The following is an 18,967-nucleotide window of genomic DNA, read 5'->3' on the forward strand; positions in this document are numbered from 1 at the left end:
TTATATCTGTATATTAGGAGTGTCTTTTTATGGAGAAGCTTAACAAAAGCGATATTATTCGCAGCGTTCCGCAAAATGGTTTCTTTGGACATCCCAAAGGACTATTTACTTTATTCTTTACAGAATTTTGGGAGCGATTTTCTTACTACGGAATGAGAGCAATATTACTTTACTATATGTACTATTCCATTTCAAAAGGTGGCTTAGGGATGGATCATGCCACAGCTGCATCCATTATGGCCATCTATGGTTCGTTAGTTTACATGTCAGGCATTATTGGTGGGTGGATTGCTGACCGCCTATTAGGTTCAAGTAGAACAATATTTTGGGGTGGCGTTTTAATAATGATCGGTCATCTCATATTAGCTCTACCAGGAACGGTTAGTACACTATTTATCTCAATGGTATTTTTAGTACTTGGAACAGGGTTATTAAAACCGAATGTATCTAGTATTGTTGGTGATTTATATAGTGAAACAGATACTCGTCGTGATTCAGGTTTCAGTATCTTCTATATGGGTATTAATTTAGGAGCACTATTATCTCCGTTTGTGATTGGAACACTTGGTCAAAAGTATAACTTCCACTTAGGTTTTGGTGTGGCAGCAATTGGTATGCTATTTGGATTAATTATGTATGTTCTTACGAAAAAGAAAAATCTAGGATTAGCAGGAACGCAAGTACCAAATCCTTTAACAGACAAGGAAAGAAAAAAGGTCCTTATACAGTTTAGTATTGGTATTATCGCAATTGCACTAGTTTGTGTGTTAACAATTCCAACAGGTATTTTAACGATTGATCGATTTACTTTACTTGTAAGTATCTTAGGTATTCTAATTCCAACAGGCTACTTTGTCTTTATGTATCGTAGTCCAAAGACGACAGAAGTTGAAAAATCTCGCTTAATTGCTTACATACCACTATTTATCGCTGCTACAATGTTCTGGGCGATTCAAGAGCAGGGAGCAATCATCTTAGCTAGTTATGCTGATCAACGTACGCAGTTAAACTTTGTAGGATTGGAGGTTCAATCTTCATGGTTCCAATCATTAAACCCTATTTATATTGTTTTACTAGCACCAGTATTTGCTTGGCTTTGGGTAAAGCTGAATTCACGCCAACCAAGTACAGCAAATAAATTTGCTATCGGTTTATTATTTGCTGGTTTATCATTCTTAGTGATGATTATTCCTGCATATATCCATGGTACCGAATCCCTTGTTAGCCCAATTTGGTTAGTCATTAGTTTCCTTCTAGTCGTAATCGGGGAACTTTGTTTATCACCGGTAGGGTTATCTATTACTACAAAATTAGCACCAGCTGCGTTCTCTGCTCAAACAATGAGTCTATGGTTCTTAACCAGTGCATCCGCGCAAGCTATCAATGCACAGCTCGTTCGATTATATAATCCTGAAACAGAGATTATTTATTTTGGCGCAATTGGCGGTTTATCAATTGTTTTCAGTGTTATTTTATATTTTATGGCTCCAAAGATTCAGGTACTTATGAAAGGGATCAAATAATAGAGCTGTGCCAAAAACTTATTACCATACAAGTTTTTGTGCACAGTTTTTTTAGTGCTTTATCTTATGTGAAATAATACTAGTTCCATTTTCAACTTTACTATTTTTAGATTGTTGTAGCGTTATGATAGCTTCCCTTAAACAAAGCAATGAAAAAGCAAAAAATACAGAGCTGGAAGAAGAAAACGACAAACGTTTTGGATATTTTAGTAACGAACAACTATAAGGAGTACCTCAGTTTCTCGGAAAGCCGTCATGCTATCATGTTTTATTATTAATAAAAAAACACAAATCTTTTGTAAGTGAACCTATTAGTATTAATTTCTAGATTCATATACTTTTATAATAATACATGAACTGAATTTTATTTAATCTTATTTATTTTAAAGGGAATTTCTTTTATTTTCCTGACAGCAGCTGAAAAGAAATTATGTACATTCGCAAACTGGTCCTATTGAGTTTTTCCTTCTTCGTACATATAAATGGCATTCCTGCCTTGTACTAAAACTCTATCATCCTTTTTATATTTAATCATCTCGCTGTCTACCTTCTGTGTTCCATCCAGTAAACCATATTCAAATGGTAAACCGTTCAAAAAGCATGATCCATTGTATTCATAATTCTTATGCTCTTCTTGATATACATATTCTGCACGATCAGGTACAGAAAATCCCCATCTAATTCAATGATCTCCTTTAAATAAGGAAATATAGAAGTTGAGATTTTTTGGATAAATTATTAGTTCTAGGGGATTTTTTCAAAAAGCATAAGGAGTGGGATTTTCTACAACCGTAATACATGTCTTCATATTGTTAAAACATTTGAAATTTTTCTTAAGGATGAGAAAACTTCATATCTTATTTATATAATTTATGTTACGGTAAAATATGTTAATTAATTACAATAATTCCTAAGGGGAGCATACATAATGAAAGCAAAGAAACTAGTCACATTAGCAGTACCATTTATGTTGTTAATAGGTTGTGGAACTGATAAAACAGAAGCAAAGCCGAAAGAAAAAGTTGAATCTAAAGTAGAGACTAAGGAGAAGTTAACTAAAGAGAAGTATCCAGCTCATATGTCAGAGTTATCATCTGAGTTAATGAAGCAGGTTATAAAGATAACTGAGGTAGCTGTAAACACTTCTAAAGATATTAAGGCAGTTCAGAAAGAGTTTCTAAAAGAAGAAGCTGAGTTACAGAAGGTTATTGTTAAATTTGACAAGGTAGAACCACCCAAAGAGTATCAAGATACTCACAAAGACCTTGTAAAAGCAGTAGATTGTTACAGTAAAGCATACAAGCTACAAGCTGAGATAATCAAGTCAGATTCAAAAGATTTAGTTAAGTATGAAGAGAAGTCGAAAGAGTTTAAAGAGTTAATCAGACAAGGTACTGAACTCTGGAAGACTGGTTCTGAGCCAATTCAAGGTGCTATAAAAGATAAAGTTAACCCTTTTCCAAACAAATCTAATAGTTCTACAACTTCTCAGTCTAATGATTCCATACAAATAGCATCAGACGGTAAAGAGTTATTCGGAGAATGGGGTAATTACAGGGAATCTGTATTCCACACAGGATTAAACTTGAGAGAAGATGGTACATACACGATGTACGATGATTCAGGAAAGACTTCTTACGAAGACAATCATATGACAGGAACATGGCACTACAATGGAAGTAAGAAGGAAATTACATTTATACCAAAAGAGTTTGTAAAAGACGGTAAGACGGTAGATGCAAAATACATGGAAGTAGCAGTAGACTACAGAGTTGAAGAATTTAAGAATGGTTATCTAAAGATTGTAGACACGAAAAAAGGTAATACAGTAACAGCAGAGAGACGCAAATAGTCATTTATACAAGGGATATTAACAGGTTACTCGTTAATAGGTAACCTGTTTTCCGCATCAATAAACTATCATTCAAGGAGTAGGAGAAATGAAGATTAAGAAACTAATAGGTTTTACTGTACCGATCCTATTATTGTTTGGTGCTTGTTCCTTTGATAAAGTAAACATCAAGTCAGAAAGCAAACCACTAGAAGAAAGTAAGGCAGAATCAAAAAGTAAGATAGATAAAGTTAAACCTGTAGATGTAGGTAACTATTCAATAGAAGAATATATTAACACTCTTTCAGACATAGCTTTAGAGATGGAAGACAAGGTAACTGAGATGGATAATTTACTTATAGGAGAAGACCTTCCATTACATAGCAAGTATAAGTATTTAAAATTAGCAGAAGAATCAATAGACTTGTCAGTACAAGCTAGAGAGTTAAAAGTACCAAAAGAGTTCGCAGAGGTGCATAAAGATATTGATAGAGCTATGCAGATGTACAGTACTGGTTTTCAATATCAAATAGACTATGTAAAGAAACCAAACCCTAAAAATTCAAATAAAGCTATAGAGGTTATAACAGAAGCAGGTAACTTATGGGTAGAAACATCTGAGAGACTAAGTAAAGAATATAGTAAAGTAATATTACAATAAATTGGTTTTTAAGAAAGAATCTAAATAACCGCAAATAAAAGGGATGAGTCATATAATGTGAGTTGATAAGAGGTTTTGAACAAACATTATTTGAAAACAACATTTAAAAGGAGTAAAAAATGAATACAATTAATAAAATCTTAAGCGATTTTGCTGCAATAAATGCAGACGAATATGTAAGTAATTATTATGGGCTTAGTATTATGTCAGAAAATAAAAAGGATAATATTTTTGAACTTGCCAAAAAGGCGACACACGCTACTAGTAATGACACATTAGAACTCATACAATTGAAAGAATGGAAAAAAGAATTCCTAATTTGCCAATATACCAATGGGGAGTCTTATTGGTTTGGGAAAATACCACACGGATATGATTTAAATGGATCGACTTCGAAGGAATATGTAATAGAGCAGTTATTAAATGTATTCAAACAAGAACCAGAAGAAGTTTATTGGATTAACTTAGATCCAGGAGGTTATTATGCATGCTGTTATGAAGAATATTTGTTTAAGACAAACAAAGGGATTTATTTTTTTAATATGCAAGTACACGATTAAATAATCAGGATTTGAAATATAGTTTTATTAATAAAAAAGATTGATAATAAAATGATCTAATAATAAAGAAGAAATAAATTGTTCTAGAAGACTAGTAGTCGAACCTAAAAAAAGACGCCATAAGGCGCCCCCAACTTGGGTTAATGAGGTTTTAGTTTTCCAATCTAAAGAAATATTGTATCAGCTCACAAAGAGAGTATATCATAACATCCAAGAGAAATAATATGCATTCTTACATATCGAAATAAATCTCGTATTCTTGCACTGATGGACCAGAGATAGCAAGATGTGAAGCCAATAAGAGCTGTGAAAATATCAAGTCTAGGATGTACTTACTTGCAAACAAACACAAAAGATAATAAATACATTACGTGTAGAAATTAGATTATGACTCTACCTGCTAGCGAGTACATCACATTGGAACGTACGTTTGTTTTTACCTCTCGCAACAAGCATAGTATTATTTTTTAATATAAATGGAAGTGCAGCTGCTAGTTATGCAGTATGATGAGCAAAGGGACGAAATCCTAGATTTGGCAATTACAGCATTGGAATGACGGGGAAGATTGCACGAATTTCGTTTCATAAGCTGTTAATGCGAATAGAAATCGTGTAGTACTTAAAACCTCTCATACTTGGACTGTAGTTGAAAACTTCTACACTTACTGGTCTTCTAGAGTACCAACTTATGAGACTTATAGTCTGAAAGCATTAGAAGGGAATGTTGGGGACGTTATTTAATATCGAAGTGATGTAACCGGCCATAAATGACATAGTTTAATGGTTACAAAAAATCAACAGGCAGTTTCCAAATTAATCAGCATACTTCCGACCGAGAAAATGATGAAATTGGATATATTTTAGAATCTGAACCTTCTCTCAAAAGAGGTGGCATCTTTTTTGCTCTGTTGAAACAATAAAGAGAATAAAAGATATGTCAGTATCACGTTTATGGAATCATTAGTATCACAAAAGCCATCACGCAATGATAATTGCATGATGGCTTTTGTTGTTTTTTTTATTTCTTTGTCGCATTGATCCATGTAGCGATGTCCTGGATGACATACGCTGGAACATTTGAAGGGACTTCGTATTCACTAGGGTGACTTAATTCACCGTCGCCCTCCGTGAAGAGGTGATTCAATTTCGGATATTCTTTAAACTGAACATTACTGCGACTTGAAAGACCTTCTTGCCATCTCGTAAACTCTTCTTTTACTGTTACTTGATAATCACGTGAGCCTTGTAGAATCAGTAATGGCTCTTTTCGTGATTTCGCTTCCTCAACTGGATGCCAACGGGTCACATCATACATGAAATGTGGAGAAAGATAATTATAACCGGCTGGTGGGTGATCTGGATTAAAAGTAGGATCCTCAATATAAGCGAATTGTTTTTTTAGTTCATCAATATACTCCTTTGGTGCCCCAAGGTACTGATACTGATCAAGGAGCATGTCAGTAAAAGGGCGTGCAGGTGGTGCCATTAATATACTTCCTCTTACAAGTGATGAAGGTGCTTTGCTTAGTATACGTGGCATGGTGCCAGCACCTTGGCTATGTCCGAGAATGAAGATGTTATCTGGGTCAATACCTTCCTGCTGTGCTGCTGATTTTGCTGCATAGATGGCATCATCTGTAGTATCTCGGTCTAACGTAACAGGTTCTGCAGTCATTTTAAAACCGTGTTCTAAGGAACGTTTCTCGTAACGTAACACTGCGATACCGCTTGATGAAAGACCAGCTGCAAGGTCTCTAAAGATTTTAGCTCCCATAAATGTACTGTCACGATCTTGCGGACCAGAACCGTGAACAAGTACAACAATAGGTACTTGTTCGCCAGGTGTATGTTTTGGAACCGTTAATGTTGCTGGTAACGGGTATGTAGCATTTCCAATTACGATTTCACGTTCTTGGTAGGAATCAGGTCGGTCATAGCTAGGATTTGGGATGGTATAAGATTTCTCTGGCCCAGTCCTTACGCCAATTTCATCAACTTTGCCACCAGGCGTGAATTTAAGGAGTAATGGAATAGTAGTTCCTTCGATAGCTCCTGGAACTTCAACTGTTTGATGGACCAAGTTTCGTTCTTGTATAACAGGTGTTCCCATACTTGTAATCCTACTTCCTCCACTTTGTGTCCACCAACTTTGTAATATGTTTGCCGTAAATTTGGATTGAAAAGCAGCAGACGTCAATTGGAGTGCCTCTGAATATTTATCTTGCTGGAGATATTCAAAAAATAAAGACGTACGCTCCGTTAAAGAGACTGGTTTCTTTTCTGCAGTTTGTACCTCTTGTGTATCTGCATGAATCTTTGTTGTAAGTGAGAAAGAAGAAGCACCTAAAGAAAAGAGTAAGGCAAAAGAAAGTGCTGATTTTTGTAATTTCTTTTTTTTCATCCTGTTTAACCTCCAAAATGTAATGGTATAAAATGAGTATGGTAATTAGTGGAATGTTTCCCTATTGAGGTTTCGGTACATGTAAGAGGGAATCCTGCATACATATCATAAAAATCCTGTTTGAAAGAGTAGAGGCGTTAGGCAATGGATTTAAACATAAATCTTTGCTAAATCATAGAAATCGATAGTTTTCCCAACAATGATTCCAATCCCATTATGATGTAAGGGAAGAAAAACAAAAAGAGAGGGAGGAATACGATGAAAAAAATTTTGTGGTTCATTTCTACATTGTGCATGATTTTAGCGTTGGTAACGGGGGCAGTAGCAAAGATGACAATGGAATTGTGCAGGTAAGATAAGGAAAGGATCCATAACGGGTGCTTTTTTCTCAGTTACATAGAAAATACATATTAAACGTGAATTTGAACGAAATGGAAATTTTGATTAAAGGATTCTATATAAATAGGTAGAATCTAATTATTTGGTACACATTTTAAACCAAGGGGTACAAATTCGATGCGACGTGAAAAGGATTTGTTGAAACAATGGAAGGCGGATTTACAAGCTGTTCAAGAAGAGAAGAGGTTGAAGAAGAAAGCTAAGAAAAAAAATAAGAAATATAGCATTCCGGGTAATACAGCTGACTTTATGGATGGCAAGAATACTTATCGTAAAGAAAATGGAGTATGGAAGCAAAGAAATAAATAATATGTGGATAAATAATTATCAAAACAAGCGAATACAAAATTAAGATGCGCTAACGAGAATGGATAGACCTTGCTAAACAACTTGCGTATATAAGAGAATGCCTAAAAAGTACGGTGATAAAAACCCTAAAATGGAGCACGTTTTTGAGCTGCCTGTTAATCGCAAAGAAAATAGATATAAAGTGTGAAGTTACTGGTGTAAATCGTAAAGTTCTTTATAAGAAGGAAAAAGAAAAATGGGTTATGTAGAAATTAAAGTAGAAAATCCACCGCTATTTTATATTTAAAAAATGATTTCTCATATTATATATTCTTTTATGTTAATATCAGATAAAAAAGGATGTATTAATTTTGGGTATATACTTAATAGGTTTAGGGATATTTATTATTTGCTTGACCTTCATTTATGAAATTAGGGAAGTAGAAGGTGGAAGTTTAAAAGAAAAGGTTGGGTTAACTTTCGAATATCTTGTCGACCTTATTTCCTTAGATTTTAATTTTCCACAACTTTTCATATTATTAGGGGGAGGCTGCATCGTGTATGGTCTTGTTATTATTTAGAAAAAGAGAATGAAAAGCATCTAGATAGAGGATGCTTTTTTACTTTACAAAAAAGCCTGCAGATCTGCAGGTTCGCCTGATAATGCCTTAATTAAGTAAGTCCCGAAAAAATAATGTGAATACTAGAAATGAGTTCAAGAGTTTTTGTTGATTCATGCCGCTCTAGAATCTTTCTTTTTAAGCTTCTTTCTAATATCAATAAATCCTATAATCATTATTGTCATGCATATTAACTTGAGACAACGAACCTCATGGTGGAACATTAGAGCAGAGAAGAATTCATAAGCGTATAATAAACCGATAATTGGGAAGAACCAAGTCATAAATTTCAAATATTTTAGAGGAAACTTATAATTATTAATCTTTTTCCACATATGTATCAACTCTTATTTTCCAGGCATTCTGTAGTTTTTTTTGATAATATCTCGTATGTTTAGGATAAAGAATAGAAGGAAAATTAAGGATATGATTCCGTTAACCCAGTAGTATGTATGTCCTGTTGTGAATCCAGGATAGAAAGAAAGGGAATTCCAAACTAAAAGAATTGTTGAAAAGATAGTAGAAATCAATAATGAACCAAAACTTCTCATGGTTGTCACCTCGATTCAAAATGATAGTGGGCATTTATAATTATAACATTTGAATAAAAAGATTTAAATGAGGAGGATGTATTTAAATAATATAAAGTAATCAATGGGAGGCGGGGAAGATGGATAGATAGCGAATTCGCTTCTTTTTTATTTTAAATTGAAAAAGGAATCTCGAAAGATCCCTTTTTCTAATTCCGATGTATCTAATCGCATATAAGTAAAGATATTAAATATTATATAACAATTTAAAAATATAAACAATAAGTAATTTAGGAATTAATATAAGGTGGAGTTATACAAATTACTTCCTCTTAGTACAAGGAGTGGTGGGTGATATGAACGGCTAGGGAAGACGTAAAGAAATTCTATAAGTCAATATCTTAGGCGAAGTTCGGAGCGTCTTACGTTGATACAACATTAGATAGTTTGTGTGAACATAGTAAAGAAACGCCTGTATATATGATATGGTTAAACATATTGTTGAGATAACACCAGAGAGTATAGATAATCTAGATATAACATGAAAACAAAATATCTATGTTAAGTAAAAGTAATAACCTCCTATCATACTGTTTGAATGAACAACACCCTTATGACTGGAAACCAGACAGAATAAAGAATTTTGGGTGAAGTTCGGGCTTAAGTGTGTAATTGCTATTTTTAGGTTGAAACACATCTTGCAACCTGGTCCTATTTGGAATTTTACATTCCGATTTAAATAGGCAATCATCCTATCTACAATTCAAAAAAGAGTACAGAACAAGTCATGATAGTACAAATATAAAAAAAGAGCAGCTAGCAATGTAACTACTCCTAGTCAAGGAATCTCTAAGGAGAAAGGATAAAGACTTTAAATAAGTTCTGGCAACCGCCACGCCTTAATATTAACGGAATAATAATAGGTGGCGATTGCAGCGGGAAAGTGCGCATGTATGCTAAAGGAATAATTTTAGCAAAAAAAATCAAAAAGAATATATAAAGTAAATGGTATTGTAGTAGTAAGTATAATAGATGTGGAGGATGGAGATTATGAATGAAAATTTTTTGACAGAATGGATGCTTGGAGGTAAGACACCTAGTAATTACTTTTTATATAATACGTTTGATATCAATGGAATAAATAAATTTGTCCATTATTTGCATTCGATACAAAGTATAGAAGGATATGGTGTAGTATTTTGCTTTCTAAATAAAAATTTATATTTAGGGGAAAGAATTAAATTGTCTGGAATGATTAGAACTAAATCTATTCAGGAGTACGCAGACTTATGGATAAGGGGTGAAAAGCCTAATGATTTATGGGAAATGAAATCATTAGAATGTGATTCAATTAAAGAAAAAGATAGTTGGAAAGAATATTCGATAATTGTAGATATCCCTATTGATGTTAAACGTCTATCTGTGGGATTAACCCTAAAAGGTGAGGGACATATATGGTTCCACAGTATGAAAGTTGAGATAATAAAGGAAAAGTAGGAGGATAGAAGTATAGTATTGTAGGATTTTTTATATGTATAAAGTGATAAAACATGGAATCCACGTATAGAAAATATTTGTTATTTTAATATTGTTTCTAAATAATATCTTGATGGAGGGCTGCTAGTATATAATTTGTTATAGGTACAATAATAAAAAGATATTTATGGGGCTTGTTCCGTTTAAGCGAAGACAACTTCAGAGAAATACCACAGCAACTCAACTCTTTATCAAGGAAATGGTGATGCTTTTAGGCACTTTTTTTGGAGTGCAGCCCTTGCTAAAGAATTAGGTGCTATTAAAGGTCGTGATGTGGGTGTTGCAAGAGCAAAAGTTTGGACAGATGCCCATGAGTAATATTCTAGTGGCGTTGATAAGGAAATGGACTTGTATAATAATGAAGTTGGTAGAACAATTGCTTACAACAATTATTTCTGGAGTATTAATCAATATAGTAGTCAAATAAGAAATGAAGTTGCAAATGGTTCAATGGTTAGAATCGTTGAAGACAAACTAGTTAAAACAAATGGCGATCTTTAATAAAATATCTTAATAAATAAGAAGTTATACTATATAAAAGTGTTTTTTCTTTCGTATAAGGCAAATTCAATATAAGAGAATTCATATGAAAAAATACCCTATAGAATAATCTATTCTATAGGGTATTTTTAATATAAAGAGAGAATAATTGGAATCAGAGAAGATTCGATTTTCTACATCCTTATTTAAAAAAAGCTGGTTGTTTCTGTAATAAACTTTTTGTTTAAATAATGAGCTTTTCAAAATTAACGTATGAATAATATTAGAAAAGGTTAAGTGAAAGTGTAACTTATAAAAATGTACCGATATAGTAAACACTCTAGGCCATTAGTTAATAATAGAAGGGTGTGATTATTAATTCTAAAAACAAACAGCAAACACCAAGTTCGCACGAAATACCAATTTTACGAACAATAAGATGGATAAATACAAATCTAATACAGTATTTAGGGGTTTCGAGCTCCGTAGCATGAATCTCCGTATATTGGTATGTGTCTATATAATTCATATTTTATATGGAAATCAGTAAATACTAAACTATTCGTTAAAAATTTTTATAGTAAATTATCTTTTAATATATAGGATTTTTTCTTATATTGATCTAATTAACCCCTCATAATCATGATTAAATTAGCCAATTCATGTTAGATAACGAATTTTAAGCTGTTTTCATTTATTGATTTTTTGTATCAATTTATATATAAAAATTGTTTTATTTTACATACATTTATATGTAGTTTTTACAATAATTTTTATGGTCTTATACAAATTTATTACTTAGATAGCTATAATTTTTATTTGACTAACTACAACTATACCATTCAATTTTGAATGTATTTTAGTATTTCATAATTTAATTATGTAAATAAGTTTGTGTAAAAATTGAATTTAACGCGAACTTGTGTTCGCTTATGTTTTCTGTTATATTATATATGAGGTGATTTTTATGGACTACAGCAAGCAACGTCAAAAATCCGTACATCGTAAAAAATTATACGAAAATCTAAATGAAATGCCCTTTTACATAGAAGAATTTGTGGAGTACAAAGAATTGCATGATGCCTCTCCCTCTACTCTACTCAATTATGTATATGATTTTAGAGTCTTCTTTAATTGGCTATTATCTGAACAAGTTATTGAATTAAAACCCATTAAAGACATATCCTTCGCTGATTTGGAGAATTTAAAGAAAAAAGATGTTGAAAACTTTATGAGATTTCTAAAACTACAACAGAACATGCAGAATTCTTCTGTTAACAGGAAAATTTCAGCCTTAAAATCTTTATTTAAATACCTTACCTCCCTGTCAGAGAACGAAGATGGAGAATGTTATTTTTATAGAAATGTAATGGCTAAAATTGAAATACATAAAGATAAAGAAACATTAAATGCCCGTGCAAAACGTATGAGATCTAAAATATTTCATAATAATGATGATCAAGAGTTTCTAAATTACGTTAAGTATGAGCACGAAAAATCTTTAACAAAACATCAGTTGTTCTATTTCCTAAGAGATAAAGATCGCGACGTAGCAATCCTCTCCCTTTTTCTTGGCAGTGGCATTCGTGTAAGTGAATTGGCGGATCTTCGTATGGAAGATATAAACTTAAAAGAAAGACTCATTGATGTAATCCGAAAAGGAAACAAAGAAGATTCTGTATGGATTACCCCAATTGCATTAAATGATCTAGAAAAATATATGGAAATTCGAGATAACAAATATGCTCCAGGGAAAGAATTAAAAAATGTGTTTTTATCGAAGTATAAACATACTGCACAGCCTCTTTCGGTTAGGGCTATCCAAGATATCGTAGAAAAATATACTAAGGCCTACGGTAAAAGAATGTCTCCTCATAAATTAAGACATACATTGGCAAATAAATTATATATGGAAGAAAAAGACTCGTTACAAGTGATGCAGCAACTTGGGCATACGAGTCAAGATACAGCTTTGCTATATACACAACTTGGGGAAACAACTATTAAAGATAGTTTAGGCAGAATAGGAAAGAATAAGGGATAAAAGTTCAGCAATTTTGCATTGTTGAACTTTTATCCCTTTACATACTTTATTCAGCTATTTATTATTCGTTTTAAATTTGATTTTATTATGTAAAAAATACATAATTTAAATCCTTCTATAATTGGTATATAAAGACTCTCTCTCGATGGATATAAATAGAAATTTTAGATTCCTACAATTGTTGGTTACGTTAAACAAGGATTTAATGTAGAATTGAACTTAATTATTTACTTATAAAATAGATTCTACAACCTGTGTCCCTCTTCCCTCAAATTTCCTAAAGTACAACTCCTAGTTTACAATATAGTAAAACCATGTTTTAAATAAACTTTATCTTAACTATATAATCTTTCTATAATAATTCTATAGTATTACGCTTAATAGATTAAATATATTAACATTGTAAAATTCATAACTAAAAGTTGTAATAACTTTTGGTATAAAACTTCAGCTAAATAAAAAATATTTTTTATTTAGCTTTTAAATCGTATTTGATGATATTCAGTTATATGATTAGTAAAAATAAAATATCTTAAAATGATAACCCTACAATTAATGCGGTACATGTTCGAAATATTTTGACGTTTAATTAATTGTCGCAAGGATGTAATAACAATAATAATTAATGGGATGTCTATATGAAAACAGGATCAATATTCCTCATATGTAAAAGATATTTTTTTAAAATTAACGCGGAACCATTCCCTTTTCATACAGAACATAAATTAAAATAAAAAATCATTCATATGGCCACGGATGCCGATATTGTCCAAGAAGGGTTCTTATTACAAACTGTAAGATCCTATATAATGAATTTAGACGATAAATAAATATAGTTTTGAGGTAAGGATATGTGTAGAGTATTACTCTCGTTAATTAAATCGCTTTGTAGATACTAGTATTAAAAACCCTAGAAACGTTATTATAACGCCTTTTCTAGGGTTTTTTACTATTCTTATGGTTTGTAAAATAATTTAAATAAAATTAATGATTTTGGGGAGGTTTTTGGGGGAACTTTTTCGATGAATAAGCGTGGGCAAATGTTATCAGGGATAGACTTTTAACAGACTTATATATCCAGAATATAATAAAAAGCCACACTCTTTGAATGTGACTACATTAATTTTTCAATTGATTTATTTTCTTCCTCAATATAATTATCAATTAAAACCCATATACGGTTCCTATGTTGATTAGAAGCCTGCTTATAATTATTCTTTGCTTCCTCTTTCGATGATTCTACAAAATCAGCACACGACATAATATATAGATTACATCTCGTTCTTAAATCTTTCTGAAAATGATTTTTCCTATCTAAATTAATCCAAATAAAAGGTTTATGATTTAGTAATTCAAATTTCATCTTTTGTTTTTCGTTTTCATCCGTTTCTTCGAGACATCTTCTGCCAAGATCAAGAACTTTTGTAATATGCTCAAACAAGTCATTTTGCATTCGTCTCTTCTCTGATAATTCTACAGCAATCCTACGATCTTTTTCTTTATTTTTGTTTAATGTTCTACCATTATAGATTGATACAATTAATGTAGCTACTGAAATAATCGATGTGAAAATTAACACTTTGCCCCCTCCTTATGTTGTGAATATTACCACATAAGGTTATTAATATATAGAAAATTTAACTTATTACATTACTTCCTTTTTATCTTCTTTCTTTTTAGCTACTTCTGTGGCTTTCATTTCCGCCAATATAAGAGGTACCAAAGTTCTCATAAAAAATTCCGCTATTTTTAGTGCTGTTTCCTCGCTTGGTGGATTATCTAATATGTTCGTTTTTTTCTTTCTATAAGATTCCCTCTTTCATTCATGATTTTTTAACTTTTTTCTTTCCTTTGTAAGTTAGTATGGTTTGTAATTCACCATCTTTCAGAACAACTTTCCCATCATAATTCGCTAGAATTTCCTCACGATTAATCTTTTCTACTTTTTCACCAACTCGCCAATATCCAGCACGAAGTAAGGACTCAGAAAATCCTTCTGGAATCGGTAATTCATAACCATCTAAAGTTATTTTAGTGACTTCAATACCTTCTCTAATAATCATCGAATTAACCCTTTCAGTTAAATATGGAGAAGTTCGCTTTGAGCCATGTTAAACCCTTTAAGAGCTACAGCTTAGTATATTATAATCTCTCCCCTTCATCACATAATAAAAAGCCACGTTATTTAAACATGACCTTTTATAACTATTGATTGATTGTATTCTTAAGCTTTATTTGAATCATTAAGCCGCAAAACCTTATATAAATCATCAGAAATAATAATATTGTTGAAAATATTTTGTTCCGAATTTTCATTATAAAAATTCCCAGCAACTAAACACATTTTATGACAAAAGTCGATTACTCCTATTTCAATTCTTATACTACAATCATCTTCATTGTTTTCCCAAGACTTACTATAAGAAGTCATAGTATCCGTTAACTCAAAAACGAAATCCTTAGATACTGTCTGATTATATTTTCCTCTCATATACTCTCTAATATCACTTGATCCATCATGGAGAAAATTACAACGCAACTTATAAACTGCATCACCATCAAACCTATCGACATTTTCCATTCCATCAGGATTTTCGAATTTATGTATGTACTCGTTATACCATTGAGCATACCTTTTCCCTACACCCTTAATTTCAGGATATGCGATTTCCCCACAAATATCGGGTAGTGTAAGTGTTAAAGCTAACGCAGATAAATAATTTTCATTATCCAAACTGCTCATAATTTCTTTTATAAGTTTATCCAAATCATTATCTCTCCTTCGCTATTCAATTAAAAGGATAGTTCTCTATATTATAATCTTTACTTAATAAAAAGCACTCCATGTGGAATGCTTTTATAATTATTAATATATACCTCTAGTACTTCTTACTTTTACTGGTTTCTTTTCAAATTGAACGACTGAAGTAACATGCTCAGGATTAATTAAAACATCCTCTATACGATACAGCTTTTTCCTAAAAGACTTATCTGTATCTGTCACTTTCCCTTCGAATTGCTCTAAGGTCATTTCAAATACATGCTTGTTACCATCAACAAGATTTACTCTTATCATTGTTTTACTTTCCAAGTTGTTCACCACCTTCTCAATTTGTATAATTCGACAAAATAAAAGGCATTCCTTCGATTAAATTAGACAACAACTAATTAGAATAAATCTCTAATGCTATTAATTAAATTCGGAATTCCCTCCGAAATACAATAAGATAAAAATGCAACCCCACCAATTAAACTTACAATAGGAGCAAGTGCATTAACCAATTCTTGAGTTTGGTTCACTATCTCATCACCTCCTTCCATAATAATACAATGAAAGAAGGTGTTTGAATTTTAAAATCTAGTTATAATAATATTACCATTCAATTACGATTCTTTACAAAATGGAAACCACTCCGTATGGAATACTTTCATAACCTTTACTTAATTAAGTTCTTACACCAAAATGATACTTTTAAATCAACTACATTTGGAATATGGGTAAGTTCGCATTAAAACATATTAATACCTTTAATGAATTTATCGAAATGTAATATTTACAGTTGTTGCATGAAATTGGTATGATTTAGGTATTATTTCAAGGAGGTTTTTTCATGAGTTATGATTCAATTGCATCGATACAACGTATACAACAGTTACAGCAATCTGAAGCTGCTGCCGGAAAGAGAATAATCTTACAACGAATACCTACTGCCTTAGATGTTATATTGTTTATTACAGCAATTATCTTGGCTATCCCAACTCTTGTGATATCTTATATTTTATTTATTATCTATTATTCATACATAGTTAAAACATACGTAGTGAAGAATGTGACTACTGGCGAGAAATTTAGAGTTGATAAACAGGATTTTAAGCAATATAAAAAGGATTTTAAAGCAAAGGGAAAAGAAGTCCGAAGAATATCCGATTTAGAAACTAATACAGTCGCAATAGATCATGTTAACACGAACATCCACACTCATCATGAATCTAAAGTAGAAAATATCAATGAAGAAGTCGTGGAAGTAATAAATACATATGTAGAAGAGTCTAGAACAGAAACTGAAGAAATCATACCCGAACAACAGACTTTAGAACAAGAATCGGAAACAATTCCAGCCCCTTTACCAATTGAATTAGATACCAGTAACCCCCTTACTTTTAATGTCGCAGGGGTTACTTTTGATAATGACAAAGGTAAAGATATACAGCCACTTCTAAAACGAATTGCTCGTGCAATTGCCAAAGAATATAATATTGAATCATACGGTGGATATACTAATAAAGAATTACTAGAAATGTGGATAGAAGCATCTGAATTTGAAGATGTTGAATTTGGCGATTATATCTCATTTGTAAAAGATCCTAATAACGAATTCGATAAAAATGCTATTAAGGTAATTGTTAATTTAGACGGTAAAGAATTTCACATAGGTCACGTACCTAAGAAGCAAAATATTGAGATTGGCAAATTACTGGACTCAGAATCAATAACAAGTATTTCAGCTAACTTTGTAGGCGGAAAAACAAAATCAGTTGATTATGATGATGAAAAAGAAAAAGATGTAGTTGTAATTACTGAACTCACACTAGGAGTTTTAATCACTTTACGCTTCAAAGCTGAATAAAAACATTTAAGTCACACTCTTATGAGTTGTGGCTTTTATTATGTAATAATTTATAGATTTTCTTAGACATTTCACCCCCCTTTATTTTTTAAAATAGTTAGTTTAAATATCGGTTTAAGTATTAGTTTAAAAATTATTTTACATTATTTGATTTGAGGTGTACAACATAAGTAACCAAGAAAAAGAAAAGTTTAAAATACTAATAGATAAACATAAAATTAAAATGCCCTGGTATATCATAGAGTATGCAGAAATGAAAACAGTCCTCTCCCCCGCTACATTGTATGCTTACATTACTGAATTTGAAAAGTTTCTAAAATGGCTTATAAGTAATCGATTAGCCGTTGAAAACGGTAAGGTGGTCACTAATATATGTGATGTACCAATTACAACACTAGAAAATCTACCATTAAATGAAGCTAGAACTTTTCAAAGATATCTCCAGGGAGAAGGTATTGAGACAAGAGCAATAAACAGAACTTTCTCTGCTTTAAAATCCCTATTCAAGTACTTAGCTCAAAATACAGAGAATGAACAAGGGGAAAATTACATTTCACGTAATGTAATGAAGAAAATTGAACTGCATAAGGAGAAAGTAGATGCAGCAGCAAGAGCAGATGACGTTGCAAACATGATTTTTAATGAAAAAGATGATGTTGCTTTTCTTCAATTTCTAGCAAATGATTATGGTGAAATGTTGAAAGATATATCACCAAAAAAATATAGTTTTTTTCAGCGTGATAAAGAAAGAGACATAGCCATTATAAGCCTCATTTTAGGCACTGGGCTTCGAGTTTCTGAGGTAGCTAGTCTTACTATATCTAGCATAAACTTCCGTCAGGGGAAAGTAAAAGTGACGCGTAAAGGTAATAAGAGATCTTCCGTATTAGCTACTCGCTCTTGCCTAGATGATATTCAGGAGTACATTAAGGTTCGTCCTACTAAATATAACTGCCCTCAAGATGAAGACTTACTTTTCGTAACAAATTATAAGGGGAAATATACACAGTTAACTGTTAGAGCTATACAGAAGTTATGTGATAAATATTCAAGTGCATTTGATGAGAAGCGTAGCCCGCATAAACTACGACACACATATGCAACAAACCATTATAAAGAAAACAAGGATCTTGTATTACTGCGAGATCAACTTGGCCACACTTCTGTAGAAGTTACTAGTATCTATACAAATATTAATAATGAGAAGAAACGTGAAGCTATAGATCGATTAGAAAAAAGGCAGTTCGAATAAAAATGAATTGATGCCAACATTAAAAAAAAGCACCTAAACAAGGTGCTTTTTACTATTTTACCTTATTATTGAAACTTAAAAGCGTCTTTTGGTACCAATATAGCGCTACAGACCTAAATTCAGATTTTTCTTCACTAAATTCACATGACTATGCCAAAAATTATCGTTTATTAGAACAAAAGACACATTTCATCTCAAAATGAATAACGGCATA

General features: G+C 31.9%; 18 protein-coding genes and 1 pseudogene. 11 read left to right on the forward strand and 8 right to left on the reverse strand.

The features are described from left to right. Window positions 1-29: 29 nt before the first annotated feature. The 4 genes from AB6801_RS19705 (at window position 30) to AB6801_RS19720 (ending at window position 4,575) form a co-directional block, all read left to right on the forward strand. Window positions 30-1,523: a peptide MFS transporter gene (locus AB6801_RS19705; protein WP_370941136.1), complete on the forward strand. Its 1,494-nt coding sequence runs from the start codon at window positions 30-32 to the stop codon at window positions 1,521-1,523. A gap of 928 nt (window positions 1,524-2,451) precedes the next feature. After that, the gene (locus AB6801_RS19710) at window positions 2,452-3,375 is read left to right on the forward strand and encodes a DUF3994 domain-containing protein (RefSeq protein WP_206906075.1); all 924 of its coding nucleotides are present in this window, start codon (window positions 2,452-2,454) and stop codon (window positions 3,373-3,375) included. A gap of 88 nt (window positions 3,376-3,463) precedes the next feature. Further along, a complete protein-coding gene (locus AB6801_RS19715; RefSeq protein ID WP_370941137.1) occupies window positions 3,464-4,015 on the forward strand; it encodes a hypothetical protein in 552 nt (183 codons plus the stop codon). A 119-nt stretch (window positions 4,016-4,134) separates the two neighbouring features. Further along, complete coding sequence (locus tag AB6801_RS19720) at window positions 4,135-4,575, forward strand: hypothetical protein (protein WP_016078416.1); 441 nt, start codon at window positions 4,135-4,137, stop codon at window positions 4,573-4,575. A 1,018-nt stretch (window positions 4,576-5,593) separates the two neighbouring features. Here the strand turns inward: AB6801_RS19720 and AB6801_RS19725 are convergent. Then, entirely contained in the window at window positions 5,594-6,976 is a 1,383-nt protein-coding gene (locus AB6801_RS19725) for an alpha/beta hydrolase family protein (protein ID WP_370941138.1), read from the reverse strand. 516 nt (window positions 6,977-7,492) lie between these two features. On the opposite strand from AB6801_RS19725, the gene AB6801_RS19730 reads away from it, so the two are divergent. Continuing rightward, window positions 7,493-7,684, forward strand: a complete 192-nt coding sequence (locus tag AB6801_RS19730; protein WP_001250601.1) for a hypothetical protein — start codon at window positions 7,493-7,495, stop codon at window positions 7,682-7,684. 712 nt (window positions 7,685-8,396) lie between these two features. Here the strand turns inward: AB6801_RS19730 and AB6801_RS19735 are convergent. Together AB6801_RS19735 and AB6801_RS19740 are read right to left on the reverse strand one after the other, a co-directional pair. Further along, complete coding sequence (locus AB6801_RS19735) at window positions 8,397-8,618, reverse strand: hypothetical protein (protein WP_370941139.1); 222 nt, start codon at window positions 8,616-8,618, stop codon at window positions 8,397-8,399. A 12-nt stretch (window positions 8,619-8,630) separates the two neighbouring features. Continuing rightward, complete coding sequence (locus AB6801_RS19740; protein WP_370941140.1) at window positions 8,631-8,834, reverse strand: hypothetical protein; 204 nt, start codon at window positions 8,832-8,834, stop codon at window positions 8,631-8,633. A 1,029-nt stretch (window positions 8,835-9,863) separates the two neighbouring features. Between AB6801_RS19740 and AB6801_RS19745 the strand changes: the two genes are divergently transcribed. The 4 genes and pseudogenes from AB6801_RS19745 (at window position 9,864) to xerS (AB6801_RS19760) (ending at window position 12,873) form a co-directional block, all read left to right on the forward strand. Further along, window positions 9,864-10,310 (forward strand): AraC family transcriptional regulator, encoded by a 447-nt coding sequence (locus tag AB6801_RS19745; RefSeq protein WP_370941141.1) that lies wholly within the window; start codon window positions 9,864-9,866, stop codon window positions 10,308-10,310. A gap of 252 nt (window positions 10,311-10,562) precedes the next feature. Further along, a pseudogene (locus tag AB6801_RS19750) lies at window positions 10,563-10,667 on the forward strand (DUF6973 domain-containing protein); the annotation flags it as partial. Between the two features lie 24 nt (window positions 10,668-10,691). Continuing rightward, entirely contained in the window at window positions 10,692-10,850 is a 159-nt protein-coding gene (locus AB6801_RS19755) for a hypothetical protein (protein ID WP_370941142.1), read from the forward strand. 946 nt (window positions 10,851-11,796) lie between these two features. After that, window positions 11,797-12,873, forward strand: a complete 1,077-nt coding sequence (gene xerS / locus AB6801_RS19760) for a tyrosine recombinase XerS (protein WP_086412521.1) — start codon at window positions 11,797-11,799, stop codon at window positions 12,871-12,873. 1,114 nt (window positions 12,874-13,987) lie between these two features. Here the strand turns inward: xerS (AB6801_RS19760) and AB6801_RS19765 are convergent. The 5 genes from AB6801_RS19765 to AB6801_RS19785 form a co-directional block, all read right to left on the reverse strand. Further along, window positions 13,988-14,452: a hypothetical protein gene (locus AB6801_RS19765; RefSeq protein WP_098781631.1), complete on the reverse strand. Its 465-nt coding sequence runs from the start codon at window positions 14,450-14,452 to the stop codon at window positions 13,988-13,990. 244 nt (window positions 14,453-14,696) lie between these two features. After that, on the reverse strand, window positions 14,697-14,936 hold the full coding sequence (locus AB6801_RS19770; protein WP_000586753.1) for a hypothetical protein: 240 nt from the start codon (window positions 14,934-14,936) through the stop codon (window positions 14,697-14,699). Between the two features lie 161 nt (window positions 14,937-15,097). Beyond that, window positions 15,098-15,640, reverse strand: a complete 543-nt coding sequence (locus AB6801_RS19775; RefSeq protein ID WP_000359346.1) for a hypothetical protein — start codon at window positions 15,638-15,640, stop codon at window positions 15,098-15,100. Window positions 15,641-15,739: 99 nt separating this feature from the next. Beyond that, window positions 15,740-15,964 (reverse strand): hypothetical protein, encoded by a 225-nt coding sequence (locus tag AB6801_RS19780; RefSeq protein WP_000444415.1) that lies wholly within the window; start codon window positions 15,962-15,964, stop codon window positions 15,740-15,742. Between the two features lie 77 nt (window positions 15,965-16,041). After that, window positions 16,042-16,173 (reverse strand): hypothetical protein, encoded by a 132-nt coding sequence (locus tag AB6801_RS19785; RefSeq protein WP_001077079.1) that lies wholly within the window; start codon window positions 16,171-16,173, stop codon window positions 16,042-16,044. Between the two features lie 311 nt (window positions 16,174-16,484). Here AB6801_RS19785 and AB6801_RS19790 point away from each other — a divergent pair, with 311 nt between their 5' ends. Together AB6801_RS19790 and xerS (AB6801_RS19795) are read left to right on the forward strand one after the other, a co-directional pair. Then, window positions 16,485-17,501 (forward strand): HIRAN domain-containing protein, encoded by a 1,017-nt coding sequence (locus tag AB6801_RS19790; RefSeq protein WP_000119471.1) that lies wholly within the window; start codon window positions 16,485-16,487, stop codon window positions 17,499-17,501. Window positions 17,502-17,667: 166 nt separating this feature from the next. Then, window positions 17,668-18,753: a tyrosine recombinase XerS gene (gene xerS, locus AB6801_RS19795; protein ID WP_370941155.1), complete on the forward strand. Its 1,086-nt coding sequence runs from the start codon at window positions 17,668-17,670 to the stop codon at window positions 18,751-18,753. Window positions 18,754-18,967: the final 214 nt, after the last annotated feature.

The organism is Bacillus sp. RCC_6_1 (assembly GCF_041360755.1).
GTDB lineage: Bacteria > Bacillota > Bacilli > Bacillales > Bacillaceae_G > Bacillus_A > Bacillus_A cereus.